The sequence below is a fragment of the uncultured Aquimarina sp. genome (genome assembly GCF_947492965.1).
In the GTDB taxonomy this organism is placed as follows: Bacteria; Bacteroidota; Bacteroidia; order Flavobacteriales; family Flavobacteriaceae; genus Aquimarina.
In genome coordinates this window covers 1-18,418 of sequence record NZ_CANLOZ010000001.1, presented here as the reverse complement: position 1 = coordinate 18,418, position 18,418 = coordinate 1, and the positions used below count along the sequence as shown (strand labels likewise).

At 33.3% G+C, this 18,418-nt stretch carries 17 protein-coding genes; 7 read left to right on the top strand and 10 right to left on the bottom strand.

Annotated features, from left to right (window positions below; all coding sequences use genetic code 11):
• Nucleotides 1–48: 48 nt before the first annotated feature.
• The gene (trpS, locus tag Q1B37_RS00085; RefSeq protein WP_299610756.1) at nt 49–1,017 is read left to right on the top strand and encodes a tryptophan--tRNA ligase; all 969 of its coding nucleotides are present in this window, start codon (nt 49–51) and stop codon (nt 1,015–1,017) included.
• A gap of 76 nt (nt 1,018–1,093) precedes the next feature.
• Here trpS and Q1B37_RS00080 read toward each other — a convergent pair whose 3' ends face one another.
• On the bottom strand, nt 1,094–1,792 hold the full coding sequence (locus Q1B37_RS00080; protein WP_299894058.1) for a hypothetical protein: 699 nt from the start codon (nt 1,790–1,792) through the stop codon (nt 1,094–1,096).
• A 234-nt stretch (nt 1,793–2,026) separates the two neighbouring features.
• Between Q1B37_RS00080 and Q1B37_RS00075 the strand changes: the two genes are divergently transcribed.
• Nucleotides 2,027–2,809, top strand: a complete 783-nt coding sequence (locus tag Q1B37_RS00075; protein ID WP_299894054.1) for a hypothetical protein — start codon at nt 2,027–2,029, stop codon at nt 2,807–2,809.
• Nucleotides 2,810–2,836: 27 nt separating this feature from the next.
• On the opposite strand, the gene Q1B37_RS00070 is transcribed toward Q1B37_RS00075, so the two are convergent.
• Complete coding sequence (locus Q1B37_RS00070; RefSeq protein ID WP_299894051.1) at nt 2,837–4,258, bottom strand: hypothetical protein; 1,422 nt, start codon at nt 4,256–4,258, stop codon at nt 2,837–2,839.
• 287 nt (nt 4,259–4,545) lie between these two features.
• Here Q1B37_RS00070 and Q1B37_RS00065 point away from each other — a divergent pair, with 287 nt between their 5' ends.
• On the top strand, nt 4,546–4,908 hold the full coding sequence (locus Q1B37_RS00065) for a BlaI/MecI/CopY family transcriptional regulator (protein WP_299610748.1): 363 nt from the start codon (nt 4,546–4,548) through the stop codon (nt 4,906–4,908).
• Nucleotides 4,909–4,912: 4 nt separating this feature from the next.
• The gene (locus tag Q1B37_RS00060) at nt 4,913–6,406 is read left to right on the top strand and encodes a M56 family metallopeptidase (RefSeq protein ID WP_299894048.1); all 1,494 of its coding nucleotides are present in this window, start codon (nt 4,913–4,915) and stop codon (nt 6,404–6,406) included.
• A 117-nt stretch (nt 6,407–6,523) separates the two neighbouring features.
• Here the strand turns inward: Q1B37_RS00060 and Q1B37_RS00055 are convergent, their stop codons facing one another.
• From Q1B37_RS00055 to Q1B37_RS00020, 8 genes are all read right to left on the bottom strand, one after another.
• Nucleotides 6,524–7,138, bottom strand: a complete 615-nt coding sequence (locus tag Q1B37_RS00055) for a hypothetical protein (RefSeq protein WP_299894045.1) — start codon at nt 7,136–7,138, stop codon at nt 6,524–6,526.
• Nucleotides 7,139–7,355: 217 nt separating this feature from the next.
• Nucleotides 7,356–7,751 carry a hypothetical protein gene (locus Q1B37_RS00050; protein WP_299610740.1) on the bottom strand — a complete coding sequence of 132 codons (396 nt, stop codon included), beginning with the start codon at nt 7,749–7,751 and terminating at the stop codon, nt 7,356–7,358.
• Nucleotides 7,752–8,771, bottom strand: coding sequence for a phenylalanine--tRNA ligase subunit alpha (pheS, locus tag Q1B37_RS00045; protein WP_299894042.1), 1,020 nt, complete (start codon nt 8,769–8,771; stop codon nt 7,752–7,754). It lies immediately after the preceding gene.
• Nucleotides 8,772–9,433: 662 nt separating this feature from the next.
• Complete coding sequence (locus Q1B37_RS00040) at nt 9,434–9,853, bottom strand: lipocalin family protein (RefSeq protein ID WP_299894039.1); 420 nt, start codon at nt 9,851–9,853, stop codon at nt 9,434–9,436.
• A 65-nt stretch (nt 9,854–9,918) separates the two neighbouring features.
• Entirely contained in the window at nt 9,919–10,275 is a 357-nt protein-coding gene (locus Q1B37_RS00035) for a hypothetical protein (protein ID WP_219006421.1), read from the bottom strand.
• Nucleotides 10,276–10,365: 90 nt separating this feature from the next.
• Complete coding sequence (locus Q1B37_RS00030; protein ID WP_299894030.1) at nt 10,366–11,499, bottom strand: hypothetical protein; 1,134 nt, start codon at nt 11,497–11,499, stop codon at nt 10,366–10,368.
• 16 nt (nt 11,500–11,515) lie between these two features.
• Nucleotides 11,516–12,403 carry a sugar-transfer associated ATP-grasp domain-containing protein gene (locus Q1B37_RS00025; protein ID WP_299894027.1) on the bottom strand — a complete coding sequence of 296 codons (888 nt, stop codon included), beginning with the start codon at nt 12,401–12,403 and terminating at the stop codon, nt 11,516–11,518.
• A 60-nt stretch (nt 12,404–12,463) separates the two neighbouring features.
• Nucleotides 12,464–14,032: a 7TM domain-containing protein gene (locus Q1B37_RS00020; RefSeq protein ID WP_299894025.1), complete on the bottom strand. Its 1,569-nt coding sequence runs from the start codon at nt 14,030–14,032 to the stop codon at nt 12,464–12,466.
• A 71-nt stretch (nt 14,033–14,103) separates the two neighbouring features.
• On the opposite strand from Q1B37_RS00020, the gene Q1B37_RS00015 reads away from it, so the two are divergent.
• From Q1B37_RS00015 to Q1B37_RS00005, 3 genes are all read left to right on the top strand, one after another.
• Complete coding sequence (locus Q1B37_RS00015) at nt 14,104–14,616, top strand: RNA polymerase sigma factor (protein WP_299894022.1); 513 nt, start codon at nt 14,104–14,106, stop codon at nt 14,614–14,616.
• 95 nt (nt 14,617–14,711) lie between these two features.
• Nucleotides 14,712–15,611, top strand: a complete 900-nt coding sequence (locus Q1B37_RS00010; protein ID WP_299894019.1) for a FecR family protein — start codon at nt 14,712–14,714, stop codon at nt 15,609–15,611.
• A gap of 30 nt (nt 15,612–15,641) precedes the next feature.
• A complete protein-coding gene (locus tag Q1B37_RS00005) occupies nt 15,642–18,191 on the top strand; it encodes a carboxypeptidase-like regulatory domain-containing protein (RefSeq protein ID WP_299894016.1) in 2,550 nt (849 codons plus the stop codon).
• Nucleotides 18,192–18,418 lie beyond the last annotated feature (227 nt).

The following is an 18,418-nucleotide window of genomic DNA, read 5'->3' as shown; positions in this document are numbered from 1 at the left end:
GAGGTATGTGAACAAAAAAATTACCTTTGCCGGAAACTAAAAAATACTATGGCAAGAATTCTAACAGGAGTGCAAAGTACAGGAACTCCTCATCTAGGAAATTTACTAGGTGCAATCATTCCTGCAATTCAGATGGCAAATCAGCCAGAGAATGAATCTTTCTTATTTATTGCAGATATGCATTCGCTCACACAAATTAAAGACGCTAACATATTAAGGGAGAATACCTACTCTACTGCTGCAACCTGGTTAGCTTTTGGTTTAGATATAGAAAAAACTGTGTTTTATCGTCAAAGCGATGTTCCACAGGTAACAGAACTTGCCTGGTACCTTAATTGTTTTTTCCCGTATAAGAGGTTGACCTTAGCACATTCTTTTAAAGATAAAGCGGATCGATTAGAAGATGTAAATGCTGGGTTATTCACTTATCCTATGTTAATGGCAGCGGACATTTTATTATATGATGCTGAAATTGTTCCTGTGGGAAAAGATCAAGAACAACATTTAGAGTTTACACGTGATGTAGCAGAAAGAATACACAACAAAGTAGGAGAAATTTTTGTTTTACCTAAAGCTCAGTTTAGATCAGAAACCATGCACGTTCCAGGAACTGATGGAGCTAAAATGAGTAAGTCTAAGGGAAATACTATTAATCTATTTTTACCAGACAAAAAATTACGTAAAGATATTATGTCTATTCAAACGGATAGTACTCCTCTAGAAGAACCTAAAGATCCAGATACTTGTAATGTATTTGCCTTGTATCAACTAGTTGCATCACCTGATGAAATATCAGAAATGCGAGCAAATTATGAAGGAGGCAACTACGGATATGGACATGCAAAACAAGCATTGTACGAACTTTTAATAACCAAGTTTGCTGAAGAGCGTAAACGCTACAACTACTATATGGAAAATCTTGAAGAAGTAGATAAAGCCTTAGCAGTTGGAGCAAAAAAAGCTTCAGAAGTAGCCGCAAAAGTACTTTCTAGAGTACGTGAAAAAGTGGGATACTAATTAGTGCCATACATCAAATATAGGAAAGCCAGTTGTTCTAGAACTGGCTTTCATTTTTTACTACGCAATTAAATGTTTAGAATCCATTTTCTACTACTACTAATAAATTGTGTGTTTTATCTTCCTTGTTAACCATAACAGGATATTTTCCAGGCAGAATCACATTTCCTTGTAATCCCATTTTTTTCGCCATTACTGGATCTAAAACAATTTTGTTTTCCAAATAGAATACACTTGGTTGCGGAGTTGGATCTCCATAAGCAATTTCATGATATTGTAATCCAGATGTTGGTGTTTCATAAAACTGTACTCCCAATACATTTTTATTTAATGCGAACGGAATACCTTCTACGCTTTCATCAATCCTTAGCTCATAGAGTTCTTTAAAGGATCTAAACTCTTTAGGATTGATTCGTTCATTGATAATCCAAGGATCAATAAAATCTATGCCACACGGAACTACTAAACATGGATCCCAAATAACTGGAGGTAATTCAAAAATAATATCTGGATCGGGTATACATTCTACAATAGCGCAAACATTACCTGCACTATATCGGCATACAAGATTTCCTGTAATAGGATCAATTACACTTCGAGCATCAATCTGTAACGTAAATCTACAAAACTCACCAGATCTTTTTTCCTGTAGATCGATACTATTTTGTTCTATATTCATTTCCGAAATACCAGTTTCTTCTGTTACATTTTCCTTTTGACAAGCTACTAACGCAAATAACATTGCCCCAATGATTACTAATGATCGTTTTTTCATGATTATATGGTTTTAAGTTAAAAAATAAAAAAGAACTTCCCAGACCATTTACAACTCTTAATCGTTGTGGTCTTGTGAAGTTCTTTGACCATTAGTATAAACCATAATATAGAAGTAAACATGTGGAAATAAAAATTATTCATCAAAACTTTCATTACATCCAGCTTTTCATAATATTTGTTTTCATAAGCATATTTTTTTATCTTAAAAGATCTAAAGAAATAGGTAAAAGTTATGAAAGTAAATTGCAGTTTAGTGTTCGTATTTCTCTTTTTACAAGGTTTTTCTCAAAATATTTATAAAACCTTGCTTCATGATAAAGGAGCAGATGTTTTAAATGATAAACAAGTATCCGAAATTACAACCTTGATCACTTCTTATACCGAAGAAGGTACAGAAATAGTAAAAGACATAACTACATTAAATGATCATCATAAAATTGTTTCTTGTATTAGATATAATGATAAAGATTCTTTAAAAAGTAAACTTATCAGAAGTTTTGACGAAACTGGCCTTAGAAGTTTATCCGCAAAACGTGAAACTTGGAATAAGATGCTTGGATATAGCTCAGAAACTTCTAAATATCAATATGATCAAAAAGGGAATATTATTAAAATGATTGAAAGTAACAACTTTAATATCATTATGAGAGAAGTTATGATTAACAATAATGAAAAAGGAGATCCTATCGCAATTAGCATAGAACGACCTAAATCTAAACCTAGTGGGTTTATTGAGATTGCTGAATATGATTACCCAAACAATACTGTAATTACAAAATTATTGGATCCCGAAGGGAATATATTAAAAAGAGACTATCTAAGTCTGGACGGAGACATTATAAAATTAGAAAAATCGTACGATCAACAGGGGAAACTTATAAAACCAGATGCATATGAGTATGAATATAAGTATGATGAAAAACAAAATTGGGTTGAAAAAAGGGTTTACAAAGTAGAAAATGGAAAACGTATAAAACACCAAACGTTCATCAGAACAATACGATATAATTCATGATTTTAACTAAAAAAACTTTATATAATATCATCTGATAGAATTCCCTTTATGAACTTTCATTTCTAATAAATTATACTTTTCCCTGATTTTAAAAGGATCTGCTTTAACATCCTTTTTTAGGTGTTTATCAAAGAATTCAACTATCAACTCATTCGTTATTTCTAAACCTAATTCAGCATTAATAGTGCCTGTACCAGCAATCGATTGTATAGGGATCATAAGAGGGATATCCATAAAGTTTGGATGTCCAGACGTCAGCAACTTACATTCATAAAAATAATCGGTACTCTTGTTTACATATGCATGAGCACTTATATTTTCGTGATCTTCGGGCCAGTCTGCAGATAAGAAAAGAAAAGGTTTTTGAAATATCGTATCCATCATTTCACCCCATTGAATCCCATCTATATTAGCAGCAGCTTTTACTCTTTTGTCTTTTAACGCTGTTTGTCCTGCAGCTCCACCACCTCTAGAATGCCCAAAAGCACCAATTTTATCTAAATCCAGTCGCTCCTTGAAAAATCCATCATTATTCAATTTTTCCAAATGATTTATAACAGATATTAAATCTTTAGACCATCTTTCTACAATATGAGTTACAAAATAGTCTTTAGAGGCTTCTCTTACTATTTTATGACGCTCCTCAAAGGAAATATCTTTGCTAAAAGCTTCTTTTATGGGCAAGATATGTTCCATGGATGAAGCGTCTTGTTCGTACTGATATTCATAATCAAAAAACTTCTGTGTGCCATCTGGAAAAGTAGTTCCCAAGCTCTCATATGTATGAGATACGTTAACAATGATATATCCATGGCTTGCTAATTCCGATAATAATGCATAATACCCTGTAGATTTAGAGCCATAACCTGGAGAGAAAATTAGGACAGGAAACTTTTGTTGGGCAATAGGCACTCCTTCATACACATATGTTTTAACTCTATCTAGGTAATTAATAGTCCATGAAGGTAAAATCCCCATACTATACTTTCTGATAAAACCTAATCGATTAGCCTCATCCACATAAGGCTCTCTCTCGCCTTTTGAAATATCATCGGTGGGAAACCACATTTTTACCATGAGTTCTCTTTTATCAAAAGGATCCTTTGTAATTACTTCATCAAGGTCTGTTTTCACGTGTATCCATTTACTTCCTACCTGGTATATACCTGTTGGTTCTGGTAAAGAAAAAACAGGAAGTACTTGTGGTATAAACCATCCTACAATAAGAACTAAAACCAGTAATAGATATCCAAAAACGCGAATAAAGGTTGGCTTAACGGTCTTCATAAAATCAATACGACTAATTCTCCAAATCAGAATAGCCATGATTACATAAGCAGGAAACATCTGCCAGCGCCAACCATCTATTAGAAGGTGTAATACGGTTAGTACTAAAAGAAAATAAATAGTATGTTTTTTAGATACAACCTGAAGTAATGGTCGTTTCATAAAAGGTAAAACTGTTATAACAATAAGAAAAAATATCTCTAAAACTCTCATTTTACAATAGGATCAAGTGATTATATCGCAAGATTCTTAATTTGTTTTTAATATTTTATTTTAAGCGATAAACTACCATTTTTAAAGGCTTTTCTACCTTCTCAACACCTTTAATACGATCCTAATTCATGTTAAAATGTAAATTTAAAACTAAAATATTAGTTCAAACTAAATATTTAGTTTATATTAGCATTCTCAAACTAAGACCTTAGTTTGAAAGTAAAAATCATTCAAAAATGAAACAATTAACGAAAGCGGAAGAAGACATCATGAAAATCCTATGGGATTTGCATGAAGGAAGTGTAGTTCAGATTCTTGAAGAGTTGCCAGAACCGAAGCCGGCATATAATACCGTATCAACCATCGTAAGGATTCTAGAAGATAAAGGTTTTGTAAACTACCGAAAAGAAGGAAGAATTCACATTTATATTCCTATAGTCCAGAAAACTGAATATAGCAATCAAAGTATTACAAAACTAATCGATGGATATTTTCAGGGATCTTTTAAAAGCATGGTTTCATTTTTTATGAAGAAAAATGATATCAGCATTGCCGAAATGGAAGACGCTCTCAAAGAAATTAATCAGGAAGAAGAATAATATTATGATACATTACATTTTACAAATCATTGCATTTCAATTACTTTTCTTATTAACCTATGACCTATTTCTTAAAAAAGAAACCTTTTTTAATTGGAATAGAATCTACTTGCTTCTCACACCAGTTTTAAGCTTACTACTTCCTTTACTTAGGTTCGATTTTATTAGAAATACCATCCCAGATACATATAGTATTCAATTGCCAGAAGTATTGATTACGAATTCGCCAATGCAAGTTTATAACCTACCAGAAGTAGTTATAGCTTCCCAAACCGAAGCTTTTAATTATTATTCACTAATACCCATATTAGGATATATATGGTATGTAGGTATAACAGCTAGTTTATTATTATTTATCTATAAAATATTTAAAATTGTAAGGCTAAAAAAGACAGGAACCAAAGTAAAATCCAAAGATATTACATTTGTTTCCTTGCCTAATACAACCGCTGCTTTTTCCTTTTTTAAAACCATTTATATAGGAAATAATCTATCACAACTTAAAAAAACTAATGTGATAGAACATGAAAAAATTCATGTAAAAGAATATCACTCTTTTGATCTCATCTTTTTCGAAATACTCCGCATATTATTCTGGTTCAATCCATTAATCTATATATATCAAAACAGAATGGCAATGCTTCAGGAGTATATCGCAGATGCCAAAGCTATTTCAATCACTAATAAAAAAGCTTACTACCAAGACCTTTTATCGCAGGTTTTTCAAACCGAAAAAATATCATTTATCAATACATTTTTTAATCATTCACTAATTAAAAGTCGACTAGTTATGTTACAAAAGTCAAAATCAAAAAAAATCTATCAATTAAAATATTTATTGCTAATTCCAGTCATTGCAGCCATGTTAGTATATAGCTCTTGTTCTGAAGATCAGCGTGCAATAGAAAACAAAGAAGTTCCTCTAACAACCCTTACTGAAAGAGCAGAGTATCTCTTAAATAAGATAGAAAATGAAGGTGCTTATACTGAAGAAAGTGAGAAACTATTTTCTACACTGATGCAGGATATAAATAGTATGCCCGGAAACGGATTAACTCCTGAAAACATTGAGATTTTCAAGAATTTAATGCAAACTATTTCTCAAGTAAAACCTATAATCACTGAAAAAGTAGAAGTAGAAGGTGTTCCTTTCATGAAATTAGATGCTGCTCCAATACACCCTAATTGTAGTGATCTATCTGGTGCAGAAGCTAAAAAATGTTTTTCCCAAGAAATAAGTAAGCATGTGGCAAATGAGTTTAATACCAAACTTGGTAACGACATTGGCTTAACAGGACGATTACGAATATATGCTCGATTTAAAATAAATAAGAGCGGAGATATCGAGGATATAAAAGTAAGAGGGCCTCACCCTAGCTTAGAAGAAGAAGGTTCGCGTGTCATAAAAATGTTACCTAAAATGCAACCAGGAATTAAAGATGGAGCTCCTGTAAGTGTTTTATACTCCTTACCTATTATATTTGAAGTACAAGAATAAAAGGAATAATCATATTATAAAAAGGCTGATATGTGTATTACATACCAGCCTTTATTTTTACCAACATTTTTTATCCACATCGTGGATTTCAATCTTTAAGATGATTTTACATGAATATTATCTTTCGAAACCTTTTTCTACAGCCAAAATGACATTAAAAGTTTCACTCTCTTTGTTAATAATAACAGGATACTCTCCTGCTTTTACCACATTCCCCTGTAATCCAAGCTCCTTAGAAACCTCAGCATCCAAAACGAGATTTTCTTTAATTACAAAAGTCTCTCCTTTTAGTATACCCTCTTCGTTATATACTTGTAATCCAGCAATTCTTTCATTTAAAGCAAAAGGAATTACGGCTTCTTTTGGATCTATATCCAATTCCAATTTATCCTTGATAGAAATAAACTCTCTCGGATCTATCTTTTCATAAATAATCCAAGGGTCAAAAATATCTATCCAGCACGGTACGAACCAACATGGATCATATATAATATCTGGTATACAAATTTTGTACATTTTACAGATACTTGGAAATGTAGTATAGCATCTCCCTTGAAACTTCAATCCAGGCTCTATTAAATAGAAACATCTACCATATCCTTTGCCTTCAATTTCTGTTGCATCTACAGCTTCAATGGCTTCAACTTCTGTTTTTTCTTCTACAGTTTCTCTTTCGCATGCGTAGAATACCCCAATCGTTATTGCTATCGCTAAAAAAAATACTTTTTTCATATTATTTAGGTTTTAAGATTAAAAAATCCCCACCACCATTGGCTGTTGGTATACCAATGATACTGGGGAAGATTTTGATAACTTTATAAATGCTCAATTCACTATAAAGTTATTTGTGAAAGTTTTAATTACGAAATATGAAACAAATGTACATGCTTACGCACATCTATACACAGGGTATTTAACTGTTTTTAAGGAAGTTATTTAACTGAATTATTTAAGAAACCAAAACACCACGTTGTTCCATAACAGGAAGATCACGAAAAGCATTTTCATTTATGGTGTTTTTTCTGAAGATGTATTTCTTATCATATAATTTACCTTCCGAAAAGAACGAAACTGCAAACTCATTGTTCATTACAAACAACTCTTCTTGGATCATCTCTATTTTAGCAGATGATTTAGCTTCTACAGTACCTATTCCGTGACGTAATAAAGAAGTCTTTTTTTCGGTATTGTAGCCTTTTGTTACCACAAATACCATTTCTATAGGTGTTTCTTGATCATTTATGATATATGAGTTCCAATCATATCCACCGAATTCTTCATTCCATTCTTTTACCACAGCAATGTGAACGTCTTTTACAACAGGTATTTCTATGTCCTTTCTCAATTACAAGGCTGATTTAAACTGTTCTAAAAAGCGTACGTCATTTTCGCTAAGCATACGAATATCCGAAACTCCGTATAATAATAATGCAATACGGTCGATTCCCATACCAAATGCAAAACCACTATATTCTTCTGGGTCTATGTTACAGTTTTTTAAGACATTAGGATCTACCATACCACAACCCATGATCTCTAACCATCCCGTTCCTTTGGTCATTTTATAATCCGTTTCGGTCTCTAGTCCCCAATACACATCCACCTCTGCACTTGGTTCTGTAAACGGGAAATAAGATGGACGCAGTCTGATCTTGGATTTACCAAACATTTCGGTAGTAAAATATTGTAACGTTTGCTTCAGATCTGCAAAAGAAACGTCTTTATCTATATACAATCCTTCTACCTGATGGAAAAAACAATGTGATCTTGCTGAGATCGCTTCATTTCGATATACTCGTCCTGGAGAAATCGTTCTGATCGGTGGTTTATTCTCTTCCATATATCTCACCTGCACGGAAGACGTATGGGTACGCAATAAGATATCAGGATCGGTTTGTATAAAGAATGTATCCTGCATATCACGTGCTGGATGATATTCTGGTAAATTAAGTGCAGTAAAATTATGCCAATCATCTTCAATCTCAGGACCTTCACTTACATTAAAACCAATACGAGAAAATATATCTATAATCTGATTCTTTACCAATGATATCGGATGCCTAGAACCAAGAGCTATTGGCTCTGATGGTCTTGTTAGATCTCCATAAGCTCCTTTTTCCTCTTCTTTAGATTCTAATTCGTCTTTCAGCGCTCTCACTTTCTCTTCAGCTGCAACCTTAAGCGCATTGATAGCTTGACCAAATTCTTTTTTCTGATCGTTCGCTATATTTCTGAATTCTGCAAAAAAATCATTTACCAATCCTTTTTTACCAGAAAACTTTATTCTGAATGCCTCTACTTCTTCTTTGGTTTTTGCTGAAAAATCTTCAACTTCCGATATATACTCTTTAATCTTGTCGATCATGATCTTGTGCTTATTAGAGAGGGCAAATTTAACATTTGTAATACATAAAATCATACATGTGATCTAAAAAATGCATGATTTAGCCAATAAAATGTTCATTTTTAAGAAAAATCACTCTTCCGAAAGTATTTTGTGTTGTCATGCACTATCATACAACTAAAAAATGCAAAGAAGAATATTGTCTTTTACTAGATAAGATGGCCGAACGAATGACACTTTTTGTACAAAAATCAGTTCTGCCTAAGATATTTATACTCTTAAAAACTGATTACAACTATAAAAAGCATAAAAGACTGTAAAAAAGATCGTTAAAGCTCGTTAAAACTCTTGAAAATACTTCAATAATTTGTTATATTTAGGTGTATTAAAATAGATAGTATATCTTTTAATACAATCTTCCCAAACAACTTTACCTAACTGAATAAATGTAATGTATTGGTGCATAGCTAAAAGTTAGCTATGGTATAATGTTTAATTAAAAATTGCCGGATATGAAAAAGTTATTTTTTGGAATTCTGATTATTGATATGAAAGGATTAAAAGACTTAATTAGTAATCTTCCTTCGGCTTGCTGGTATGCCATGAGTAGATAATTACTAAATAAATATCAATAAAAAAGGGAACCAAGTAGGTTCCCTTTTTTGGTTTATCTTGTCTATAATTTAGATTCTTGTATACACTTCTCTGTATACTGTAGTTGTACCTTCGAAAGTTTCCGAGTACTCAATAGAAAAAGTGTTTGCAGAGAAAGTAATAGTTTCTGTATCAGTTTCCCCATCGCTGGTAAAACTATATACATTGTTTCCACCATTTTCCCAAGTACCTGTAATTCCTTCTAACTCTACACAAGTTCCTGTTCCATCATCCTCAAAAGATCTTCCCGTAAACGTTCCATCAGCATTAAAAGTTAACACATCCTGAAGATCACAAGGATCTGAAGTAATCAATTCTCCATTTTCAAATTCTTGAGAAAATTGCCAAGAACCAATTAATGCATCCTGACTTACACCATCATCATCACTTCCACAAGAGGTAATACATAAAGAAAGAGTCGCTACAAATAATACAATAAGTTTTTTCATTTAGATTGTTTTTTTAATTATTATCTTCTTAAGATGACAAGTTATTCGATTGGTTGCGTCATTTTTTAAAAAATATACTCACTAGCCAAAAAATAATTTACAATAGCTTCTTTCATTAAAACAGATTGTTCTCCCGCTTTCAGGTTTGGTAGTTGTTCTTTAACGATATAATGAGGCCAGCCATCATCATCAAAATAATCAAATTCATAATATCCATAGGGTTCTAGTAATCTACAGATAGCAATATGCATGAGATCCAATTTTTCATCTTTCTTAAACTTGCGATGCACCTGACCTAATTCCTGAACACCTATTAAATATATGATTGCATCCAAATCTAGTTCTTCACCATCACCAAATTGAGCAGATAATTTTTGTACTAGTATCTCCCATCGTTCTTTAAGCTTCTCGTCTCTAGCCATACTCAAATATTTTGCTTGTTATATATAAAAAATTAAGCGCTACAAAAGTAACGCTTAACTAAAAAACCAACCATCAATTCGGGAGAAATCTTAAAACTCCCACAATATGCCTATACCAGCATATTGATTTCTATAATTCCTAAATGACCTGGCGTCTATATCGGTATAATTTGTACTTCTAATTCTAGAAAACAACGTAGTCGTGATAGAAAAACCACCACCTATTTTTTGAGATGCATTTAATTGAAAGTTAGCATACTCATACTTTAAATTTTCTCCAATTGTTCCTTCCGTATTTCTAGCCTCAATATCTGTGTAATCTCGAGTTATAAATGAAAAAGAGCTACGCACCTTAGTATTCTTCTTCTTATACCTTAATGCGATTCCTGGACCAAATTGATTAAATCCAGAGCGATTCGTAGAATTATCGATACGCATATAATACACAAAACTAGGCTTAACTTGTAGGTGCTTATTAATTGGTAATCCATAAGACAAGGTACCTTTCACATAATCCCAATCTCTTTCTCCATCGGGTTCTACATCACTTGCATTAAACGTATCATACAGTCTTTTTTTGGCATATACATTAAGCCCTAATTTATGTTTCAACCGACCTATTTTGAACGTTTGCACGGAAGCTAGTTGCACACCAAACTCACTATATTGTAAATCTCTGACTCCAAATGCATCAAAATTTCTGAAATTGTAAAATCCTTCTATAGAACTCTCATTGTTTGTGATCGGAACAAACTCTACTCCCAATGTTCCTCCGTAATTGGTATATCCTAGTGGATTAATAAGCACATCTTGATCTCCTCCAAGTCCTTCTCGATTCATTCTCATCAATCTAGCTTCGGCAATAAGAGCGGTTTTTCTATTAAACTTATAATCATATTTTGCTACGGTATTAAGGCTCCAATAGCTATCATCGCTGTTTTCATAAAAAATCCTAGCGAATGGATTTGCCGAAATTCTAAATCGATTGTTTTTCCATCGATATCTAAATTTGTAGTTCACTTCGATATCCTGATAAAAACTACTTGATATTAAATCACTTTCATTTAAAATTCCTTCATCAGTGCGTATCTCTTTTGGACTTCTGAAATAATTGTATTCATAGCCACCTTCAGTACCTATATTGAACGTATTTTTAACCTGACTAAATGATTGCATATATATAAACCCCAACAAAACGGTCATCCAAATCTTTATTGTATTCATAAATTTCTTCTCCTTTTTAATAATTTTTTATTTGTTCTTTGATTGCTTTTTTTAATCCTTGTTTATTCACCAATTGAATCCCCAATCCCGGACGCACATTGATCTCCATAATCTGAGGACCTTTGTTTTTGTCTATTACGATATCAATCCCTAGATAGTTTAGAGGAAAAGCTCTTGCCGTATCAATCGATATTTTCAGAATCTCTTCCCAATATGGAATAGGCATATTTTGTATCACAAATCCACTATCGGGATGATGATCAAAGTAATTTTTGCCGTCATATACTTCCGTTAATGTTCCCGCAGTTAAATCTACTCCAATCCCTACTCCATTCTGATGAAGATTTGCTTTCCCGTCGGATCTATCGGTTGGCATTCTTAGCATTCCCATCACAGGGTTTTGATGGAGTGTGATGATTCTAAAATCAGGAACTCCCGCCGGATAAATTTTATGGAAAAAGGGATGTGGTTCTATGCATTCTTCAATCAAAACCCTATCATGAGAACCTAGAGAAAAGAATCCCATAATAATCGCAGCCATATGCTGAAATATTTGTCGTTCTGTAATTACTTTTCCGCTACTGATCCAATTCCCATTACGATCTTTTTTAATGATTTTGATCCCTCCACCACCGCATCCATTTGCAGGTTTAATCGCCATCGCATCATATTGTTTGCATACTTCCCAGGCTTTTTTGATATCATTATTATACGCTACGACTGCATATGTTTTAGCACAAGGAATCTGATGTTGATGTAGAATTTCTTTGGTTCGAACTTTATCATCCGCCAAGGGATAATCCTTTTTCTTATTATTGGGATAGATGAATTTTATATTCCTTTCGTTTAAACCCACCACTTCATTTTTTTTGGATGGTTTTATTTTTAAAAATGTTGAAAGCATAGTCTTTTGTTTATTGATGGCACATAGTTATAAGGCATGTTCGTTATAGGGTAAAAGCACCTATTGTAGTACCGGTTTGAATCTGTATAGTTCTGTCCATCGAATTCCTATGTATCTTCCTAGAAGCATTGCTGATGAGATAATGAGTAGAATAATTTCTGGAAAAATGATAAGGATAGAAGGCAGTACTTTCCAGGATAATAATCCATAGCATAGTGTTGTAGCCAAGATCGTTTGGAAAAGCTTATCAATTGCAATTTTATAGCCATCTTCGACCGTAGCTCTAGAAAACCGTTCGGCTGCTATGGTTAAAATGATCGTTGGAAAAAATGTTAATGTAGTTAACCAACTGATATCAAAAGTTAACCCAATATTAGTAGCAATAATCATTAAACCCACCATAATGGTGAGCGAGACTACTAATTTTGGTGTGTACAATAGTCCAATATTATCAAATGGATACGAGATCAAACCAACCAATAGAATCAATCCAACAAACAGGATAATTCCTGTAAAAAAACCGGTATGCAATAAAGAAAATGCAATTAAAACAGGAAGAAAAATCCCAAAGGTTTTTATTCCCACAACATTTCTTAAAAATGCCACTAGTAATCCTCCTAATGGCAATAGTAATAATAGATGTAAGGAAGATTTCGAGATAATTCCGGATTCAACCATACTCCAAAGAGAAATACCAGACAGCTTTGAAATTTCTTCAGAGTTCATCTTCAAAAAAGCGATATGATTCATTTCTTCGATCTGATAGGTATAATCAAACTGAATTCCAGATGTATGTGTGATTAAAAACTCATCTCCCTGATATATTTCTAAATAATTAGAGGGTAGATATGCGAAATGATTGTTGAGCGTATCAAATGGAATCCAATTTTCATTGATAAGTACTTCTGCCCATACGTGGGATGTTCTTTTTGTTGTATTCTCAGCTATAATTCCTCCTTTAATTCGAGCTGGATATCCTAAATTCCGTAATAAGGCAACAAATAACCTACTTTTTCCATTACAGGAAGCTCTATTCTGTTTAATCGTAGTAAGCGCATCCGTAAGGGTAATAATTGGTGCTGAAGGAATGCTAGAAACATATTCAAAAACAGTACTAACTATTTCCTTATCAGTACTAGCATTTTGTACCAGTTGTTTTGCTAAATCAGTGATCATATCATGATCCGATTGAATATTTTCTGTAGGTTGTAAAAACAACTCATATCCACCAGCAGTTTTCAGAAAATTCTTGGGAATGATATAGCTTTTATCCTTTCCTTCAAAAATAAATTCATAATTCACATTATGGTATGAATCCTTACTATCAGTACTCCAAACAGCTCTTAGATTTTCATGCTGTTCTTCCTTTTTACTAAAGTGTAGCGTACTATCTAAATAGATGCTTCCTACCGAAATTCTTTGTCTCGAATTATTCTTCGGAACAAATGCTTTTACATAGGTGTTTTTATTTCCAGACTTAAAAAAATAATTGTAATTTACTTTATAAACTTTGTCTGGATTAAAATCATCATAGCTAGATATGATGGGTTTTAATTTAAAAGCAATAGAGGTTAAGGCGATAACTGTAATTAGGAGTACCACAGTTCTAAGATTTGTTTTGGAATTCATAATAAGTTATTTTTGGCTGTATAACCGGGCAGAAAAAAAATACCCTACCCTGGACCGAAAAAAATTCACATATGAGTGTATCCTCCAAATCTGTTTGTGAACAAGACGTGTTTAACGAATTGTTCAAAACGCACTCCAGAACCATCAGAAATCATATCTATTATAAATGTGGAGATCCTGACCAGGCAGAAGATATCATGCAAGAATCTTTTATTCGTTTATGGAATAATTGTAAAAAGGTAATCCTGGAAAAAGCCAGAGCTTTTTTATATAAGGTATCCACCAATTTATTTTTAAATCAGGTAGAACATCAAAAAGTAAGATTAGCCTACTCCAAACTTTCACATCGCGACAGAAACCATGAATCTCCTGATTTTATTCTAGAAGAAAAGGAGTTTATGATAAAGCTTCAAAATGCCATTGGTGATCTTTCTGAAGCACAACGCGAAGTATTTTTACTTAATAGAATCGATAAAAAAACATATAACGAAATCGCCGAAATGCTAGGTATTTCGGTGAAATCAGTAGAAAAAAGAATGCATAATGCCCTTAAAAAACTAAGAAAGATTATAAAAAATATTTAAGCAAGGTAGGGTATTTTGCAAAACGCCGGTTATACGGATATTAAACCTGAATGATATAGTAAAACATCTGAGTATTCGAAACATAACTACACTACATGGAAGAGGATAAAGATCCATATTTAGCAAAATGGTTAAACAATGATTTAACCAATGATGAGCTAGCACAATTTTCTACATCTGAAGAGCTTGAAGATTATGAGAAAATTGTAAAAGGGCTGGAGTATTTTCATGCGCCTCCTTTTGATGAAGAAACCTCTCTTTCGGTAACCTTAGAAAAATTACAACACCAAAAAAAGAAGAAGGTTATTCCATTAAAACCTATTCTTTACACCATTTCTGCTGCAGCATCTATACTGCTGGTGATAGGATTGTTTTTTAATAAAGTTACCCATGAAGCAGCCAATGGAGAACAACTTGCCATCACATTCCCAGATGGTAGCAAAGCAGATCTAAATGCGGGATCATCGCTATCGTACAATCGTTTCTTTTGGTCTCAAAACCGAGAAATAGATTTAAAAGGTGAAGGATTGTTTACTGTAAAAAAAGGAGAAACCTTTACGGTAGCAACTACCGCTGGAGAAGTCGAAGTATTAGGAACTATTTTTAATGTAAAGTCTAGAGATCACATTTTTGAAGTGGCCTGCTATGAAGGAAAAGTAAAGGTACAAACCATTGCAGATGTACAAGAAATCATTACGCAAGGAGAGTCTGTTCTTTTAAAGGATAACACCCTAAATAAAGTAAAAATTTCGGAGACCCAACCACTATGGAAACAAGGAGAAAGTTTATTTAAGAGTATTCCACTAAAAGAAGTGTTAGACGAGCTAGAACGACAATACAATGTAACTTTTGTGAGAACCTCTATAGATGAACATAAATTGTTTTCTGGAGGCTTTGTACATAACGATGTTAACCTTGCTTTAGAATCTGTACTGGTTCCTATGAATATTGAATATATCGTAAACGGAAAAGAGGTAAAACTGTCTAATAAATAAAAACTCCCACTGTTATTTAACACAACAAGCGTGAAGAAAACTATTGTATTCCTTTTACTAGTAACCTACTCAGCACAAGCGCAAATTGTAAAGGAGTATAAAAATGCTCCATTGCAAGAAGTACTTACCGATATTTCTGAATCTTACGGACTGATTTTCTCTTACAGCAACGATATTATACAAGGCAAATCCGTTTCTATTAGGATCAATGATACTCCTATTGATGAGATACTGATTACGCTACAATCCCTAACGAAACTTTCGTATAATAAGATTTCGGAAAGACAAATTACGGTGAGTACGCCAGATACCAAAACAACCATTTGTGGATATCTATATGATGGTGAAACCAACAGTCCTTTATCCTATGCCACCATTGTGATAAACGAATCTAATGAAGGTGTGATCTCCGATGAAAATGGTTTTTTCATATTCGAAAAAATTAATAAAACCGCTACCATCTCCATTCAGTATGTGGGATATAGCGAAAAAGCCATTCCTGTCACTGCTTTTAAAAAATCAGATTGCCAACGCATTCAGTTGATCAAAGAAAGTACCACATTAGACGAGGTACTTATCATAGAGTACATTACCAAAGGACTGGGAAAAAATATCGATGGATCCCTTATCATCACCAATGAGGAGTTGGGAATCTTACCCGGACAAATCGAGCCCGATGTTTTTCAGAGTATACAATCCATTCCTGGCATCAACAGTCCGGATGAAACTGCTACCGGAATTCAGATTAGAGGAGGTTCTCCTGATCAAAATTTAATCCTTTGGGATCATATAAAAATGTATAATACCGGACATTTGTTTGGGTTAATTTCTGCTTTTAATCCCTATGTGGTATCAGATGCAAAAATATTTAAAGGTGGCGCTGATCCTAAATATGGAGACAGAGTTTCTGGTGTAATCGACATTTCTAGTGATCACAAAATTCCTGAAAAGCTAGAAGGCGGTCTTGGTATTAATGGTACGCATGCAGATCTATTTCTAAAAGCTCCTATCGGAAAAAAAATAGGAGTCATTGTTTCTGGAAGAAGAGCGTATACCGATTATCTCGAAACACCTACCTATTCCGCTTATTTCCAGAAAGTGTTTCAGAATACGAAAATCACCGAAGCTTTAAATCCCATTGATGCAGAAGAAGAAGATGAAATCGAGGAAGAAGTTTCGGACAACAATTTCTTTTTCTATGATACTAGTGTAAAGCTCATTGCAGATATAACCGAGCATAATAACCTTAGCGTAAGTGGAATTTATACCAAAAACGATCTCGCTTTTGAGATCAATAATGAAGAAGATCAACTGCGTGATAATCTTACGATCCAAAATGAAGGCGTCAGTTTTTCTTGGATCCATACCAGTTTTAAAAACATTGAGGCGAATATCCAAGGGTATTATTCTAAGTATGATTCTGATTATAACTTTACAGAAACCCAAGAAACGGTTATCGAAGAACAATCCATCCGAAAAAATACGGTAGGAGATATCGGTTTTGATGTGGATCTGCAATACAAATTTAACAACAGACACTTGCTAGCATTGGGATATCAGTTTTCTAATAACGAAGTGTCTTATACGGTCACCAGAGAAGGAACCTTTGAAACTCCTATTAATGAAACAGACCTTATAAAAAATAGCGCGAACACGCTCTACAGCAATTATAAATATACTACTGATCATAAAGGTTCTGTGAACCTTGGATTTCGTGCTTCGCATTATTCGGTGGTGGATCAATTCTATGTAGAACCGCGTATTAATATAGAATATCCGATCACGAATTCTTTACGCATCAAAGCTACTGGAGAACTGCGATATCAACCTATCAGCCAATTAGTAGAGTTTGAAGATACCCAACTACGATTAGAAAATAACCTATGGATTCATTCTGATAATGATGAAATACCTGTTTTAGAAAGTTTACAATTCTCTGGAGGGTTCTTATTCTCTAAAAACAATTGGAACGTCGAAATCGATGGTTATTATAAAAATATTGATGGTCTCACCTCTCTTACCAATGGATTTAACAATATTAATAATGATTTATCTACTGGAAAAAGTGATGTGGTAGGTGTCGATGTTTTAGTAAAAAGAAGATTTAAAAATTTTAGAACCTGGATTGGATATACGTTTAACAACATCGAATATACATTTCCAGAATTTCAGGAAGCTTCTTTTCCTGGCAATAATGATATCACCCATAATTTTAGGATTTCGAATACCTTAGAAATAGATGATTGGGAGTTTTCTTTGGGTTGGCTATGGAGGTCTGGCGCTCCTTTTACCGATGCTGATCTGGTAGATGAAGAAATCGAATTTGGCACTCCCAATGCATTAAATTTACCAAATTATCATCGATTGGATGCTTCACTGACCTATCATTTTGATATTATAAAAAATAAAGATTGGAAAGGACAGATTGGAATCTCAGTATTAAATCTTTATAACAGACAAGTACCTATTGCGATCAATTACCAATTAGATGAAAATGCAGATGGCGATGCAGAGTTAGATATCATACGCCAACAGTCTTTGGGCATTACGCCTAATGTTACATTTAGAATGAGTTTTTAGAAACGTGTGTTTATGCATTAATAAACGATTATTCTTTAAAACTGTTTTTCTTTTTTTCATTGCCAAACCAAGGGTAATGTTATTAAATTAAGTATTCTTGTTGTCAGTCTGAGCTTGTCGCAGACCTATAAAAACTTAGTTTTCAATTTCACTTCGACAAGCTCCTTTAGATTTGTTTTTTAGATATTTATGAAAGAGAAAGGAAACAAAAGTAACCTATGACAAGG

Bases quoted from the DNA above. Each gene is read 5' to 3' on its own strand.
- Q1B37_RS00075 (WP_299894054.1), top strand. From the start codon at position 2,027: ATGAAAGTAAATTGCAGTTTAGTGTTCGTATTTCTCTTTTTACAAGGT.
- Q1B37_RS00015 (WP_299894022.1), top strand. From the start codon at position 14,104: ATGAGTGTATCCTCCAAATCTGTTTGTGAACAAGACGTGTTTAACGAA.
- Q1B37_RS00060 (WP_299894048.1), top strand. From the start codon at position 4,913: ATGATACATTACATTTTACAAATCATTGCATTTCAATTACTTTTCTTA.
- Q1B37_RS00035 (WP_219006421.1), bottom strand. From the start codon at position 10,275: ATGGCTAGAGACGAGAAGCTTAAAGAACGATGGGAGATACTAGTACAA.
- trpS (WP_299610756.1), top strand. From the start codon at position 49: ATGGCAAGAATTCTAACAGGAGTGCAAAGTACAGGAACTCCTCATCTA.
- Q1B37_RS00065 (WP_299610748.1), top strand. From the start codon at position 4,546: ATGAAACAATTAACGAAAGCGGAAGAAGACATCATGAAAATCCTATGG.
- Q1B37_RS00070 (WP_299894051.1), bottom strand. From the start codon at position 4,258: ATGAAACGACCATTACTTCAGGTTGTATCTAAAAAACATACTATTTAT.
- pheS (WP_299894042.1), bottom strand. From the start codon at position 8,771: ATGATCGACAAGATTAAAGAGTATATATCGGAAGTTGAAGATTTTTCA.
- Q1B37_RS00055 (WP_299894045.1), bottom strand. From the start codon at position 7,138: ATGAAAAAAGTATTTTTTTTAGCGATAGCAATAACGATTGGGGTATTC.
- Q1B37_RS00010 (WP_299894019.1), top strand. From the start codon at position 14,712: ATGGAAGAGGATAAAGATCCATATTTAGCAAAATGGTTAAACAATGAT.
- Q1B37_RS00025 (WP_299894027.1), bottom strand. From the start codon at position 12,403: ATGCTTTCAACATTTTTAAAAATAAAACCATCCAAAAAAAATGAAGTG.
- Q1B37_RS00040 (WP_299894039.1), bottom strand. From the start codon at position 9,853: ATGAAAAAACTTATTGTATTATTTGTAGCGACTCTTTCTTTATGTATT.
- Q1B37_RS00080 (WP_299894058.1), bottom strand. From the start codon at position 1,792: ATGAAAAAACGATCATTAGTAATCATTGGGGCAATGTTATTTGCGTTA.
- Q1B37_RS00030 (WP_299894030.1), bottom strand. From the start codon at position 11,499: ATGAATACAATAAAGATTTGGATGACCGTTTTGTTGGGGTTTATATAT.
- Q1B37_RS00020 (WP_299894025.1), bottom strand. From the start codon at position 14,032: ATGAATTCCAAAACAAATCTTAGAACTGTGGTACTCCTAATTACAGTT.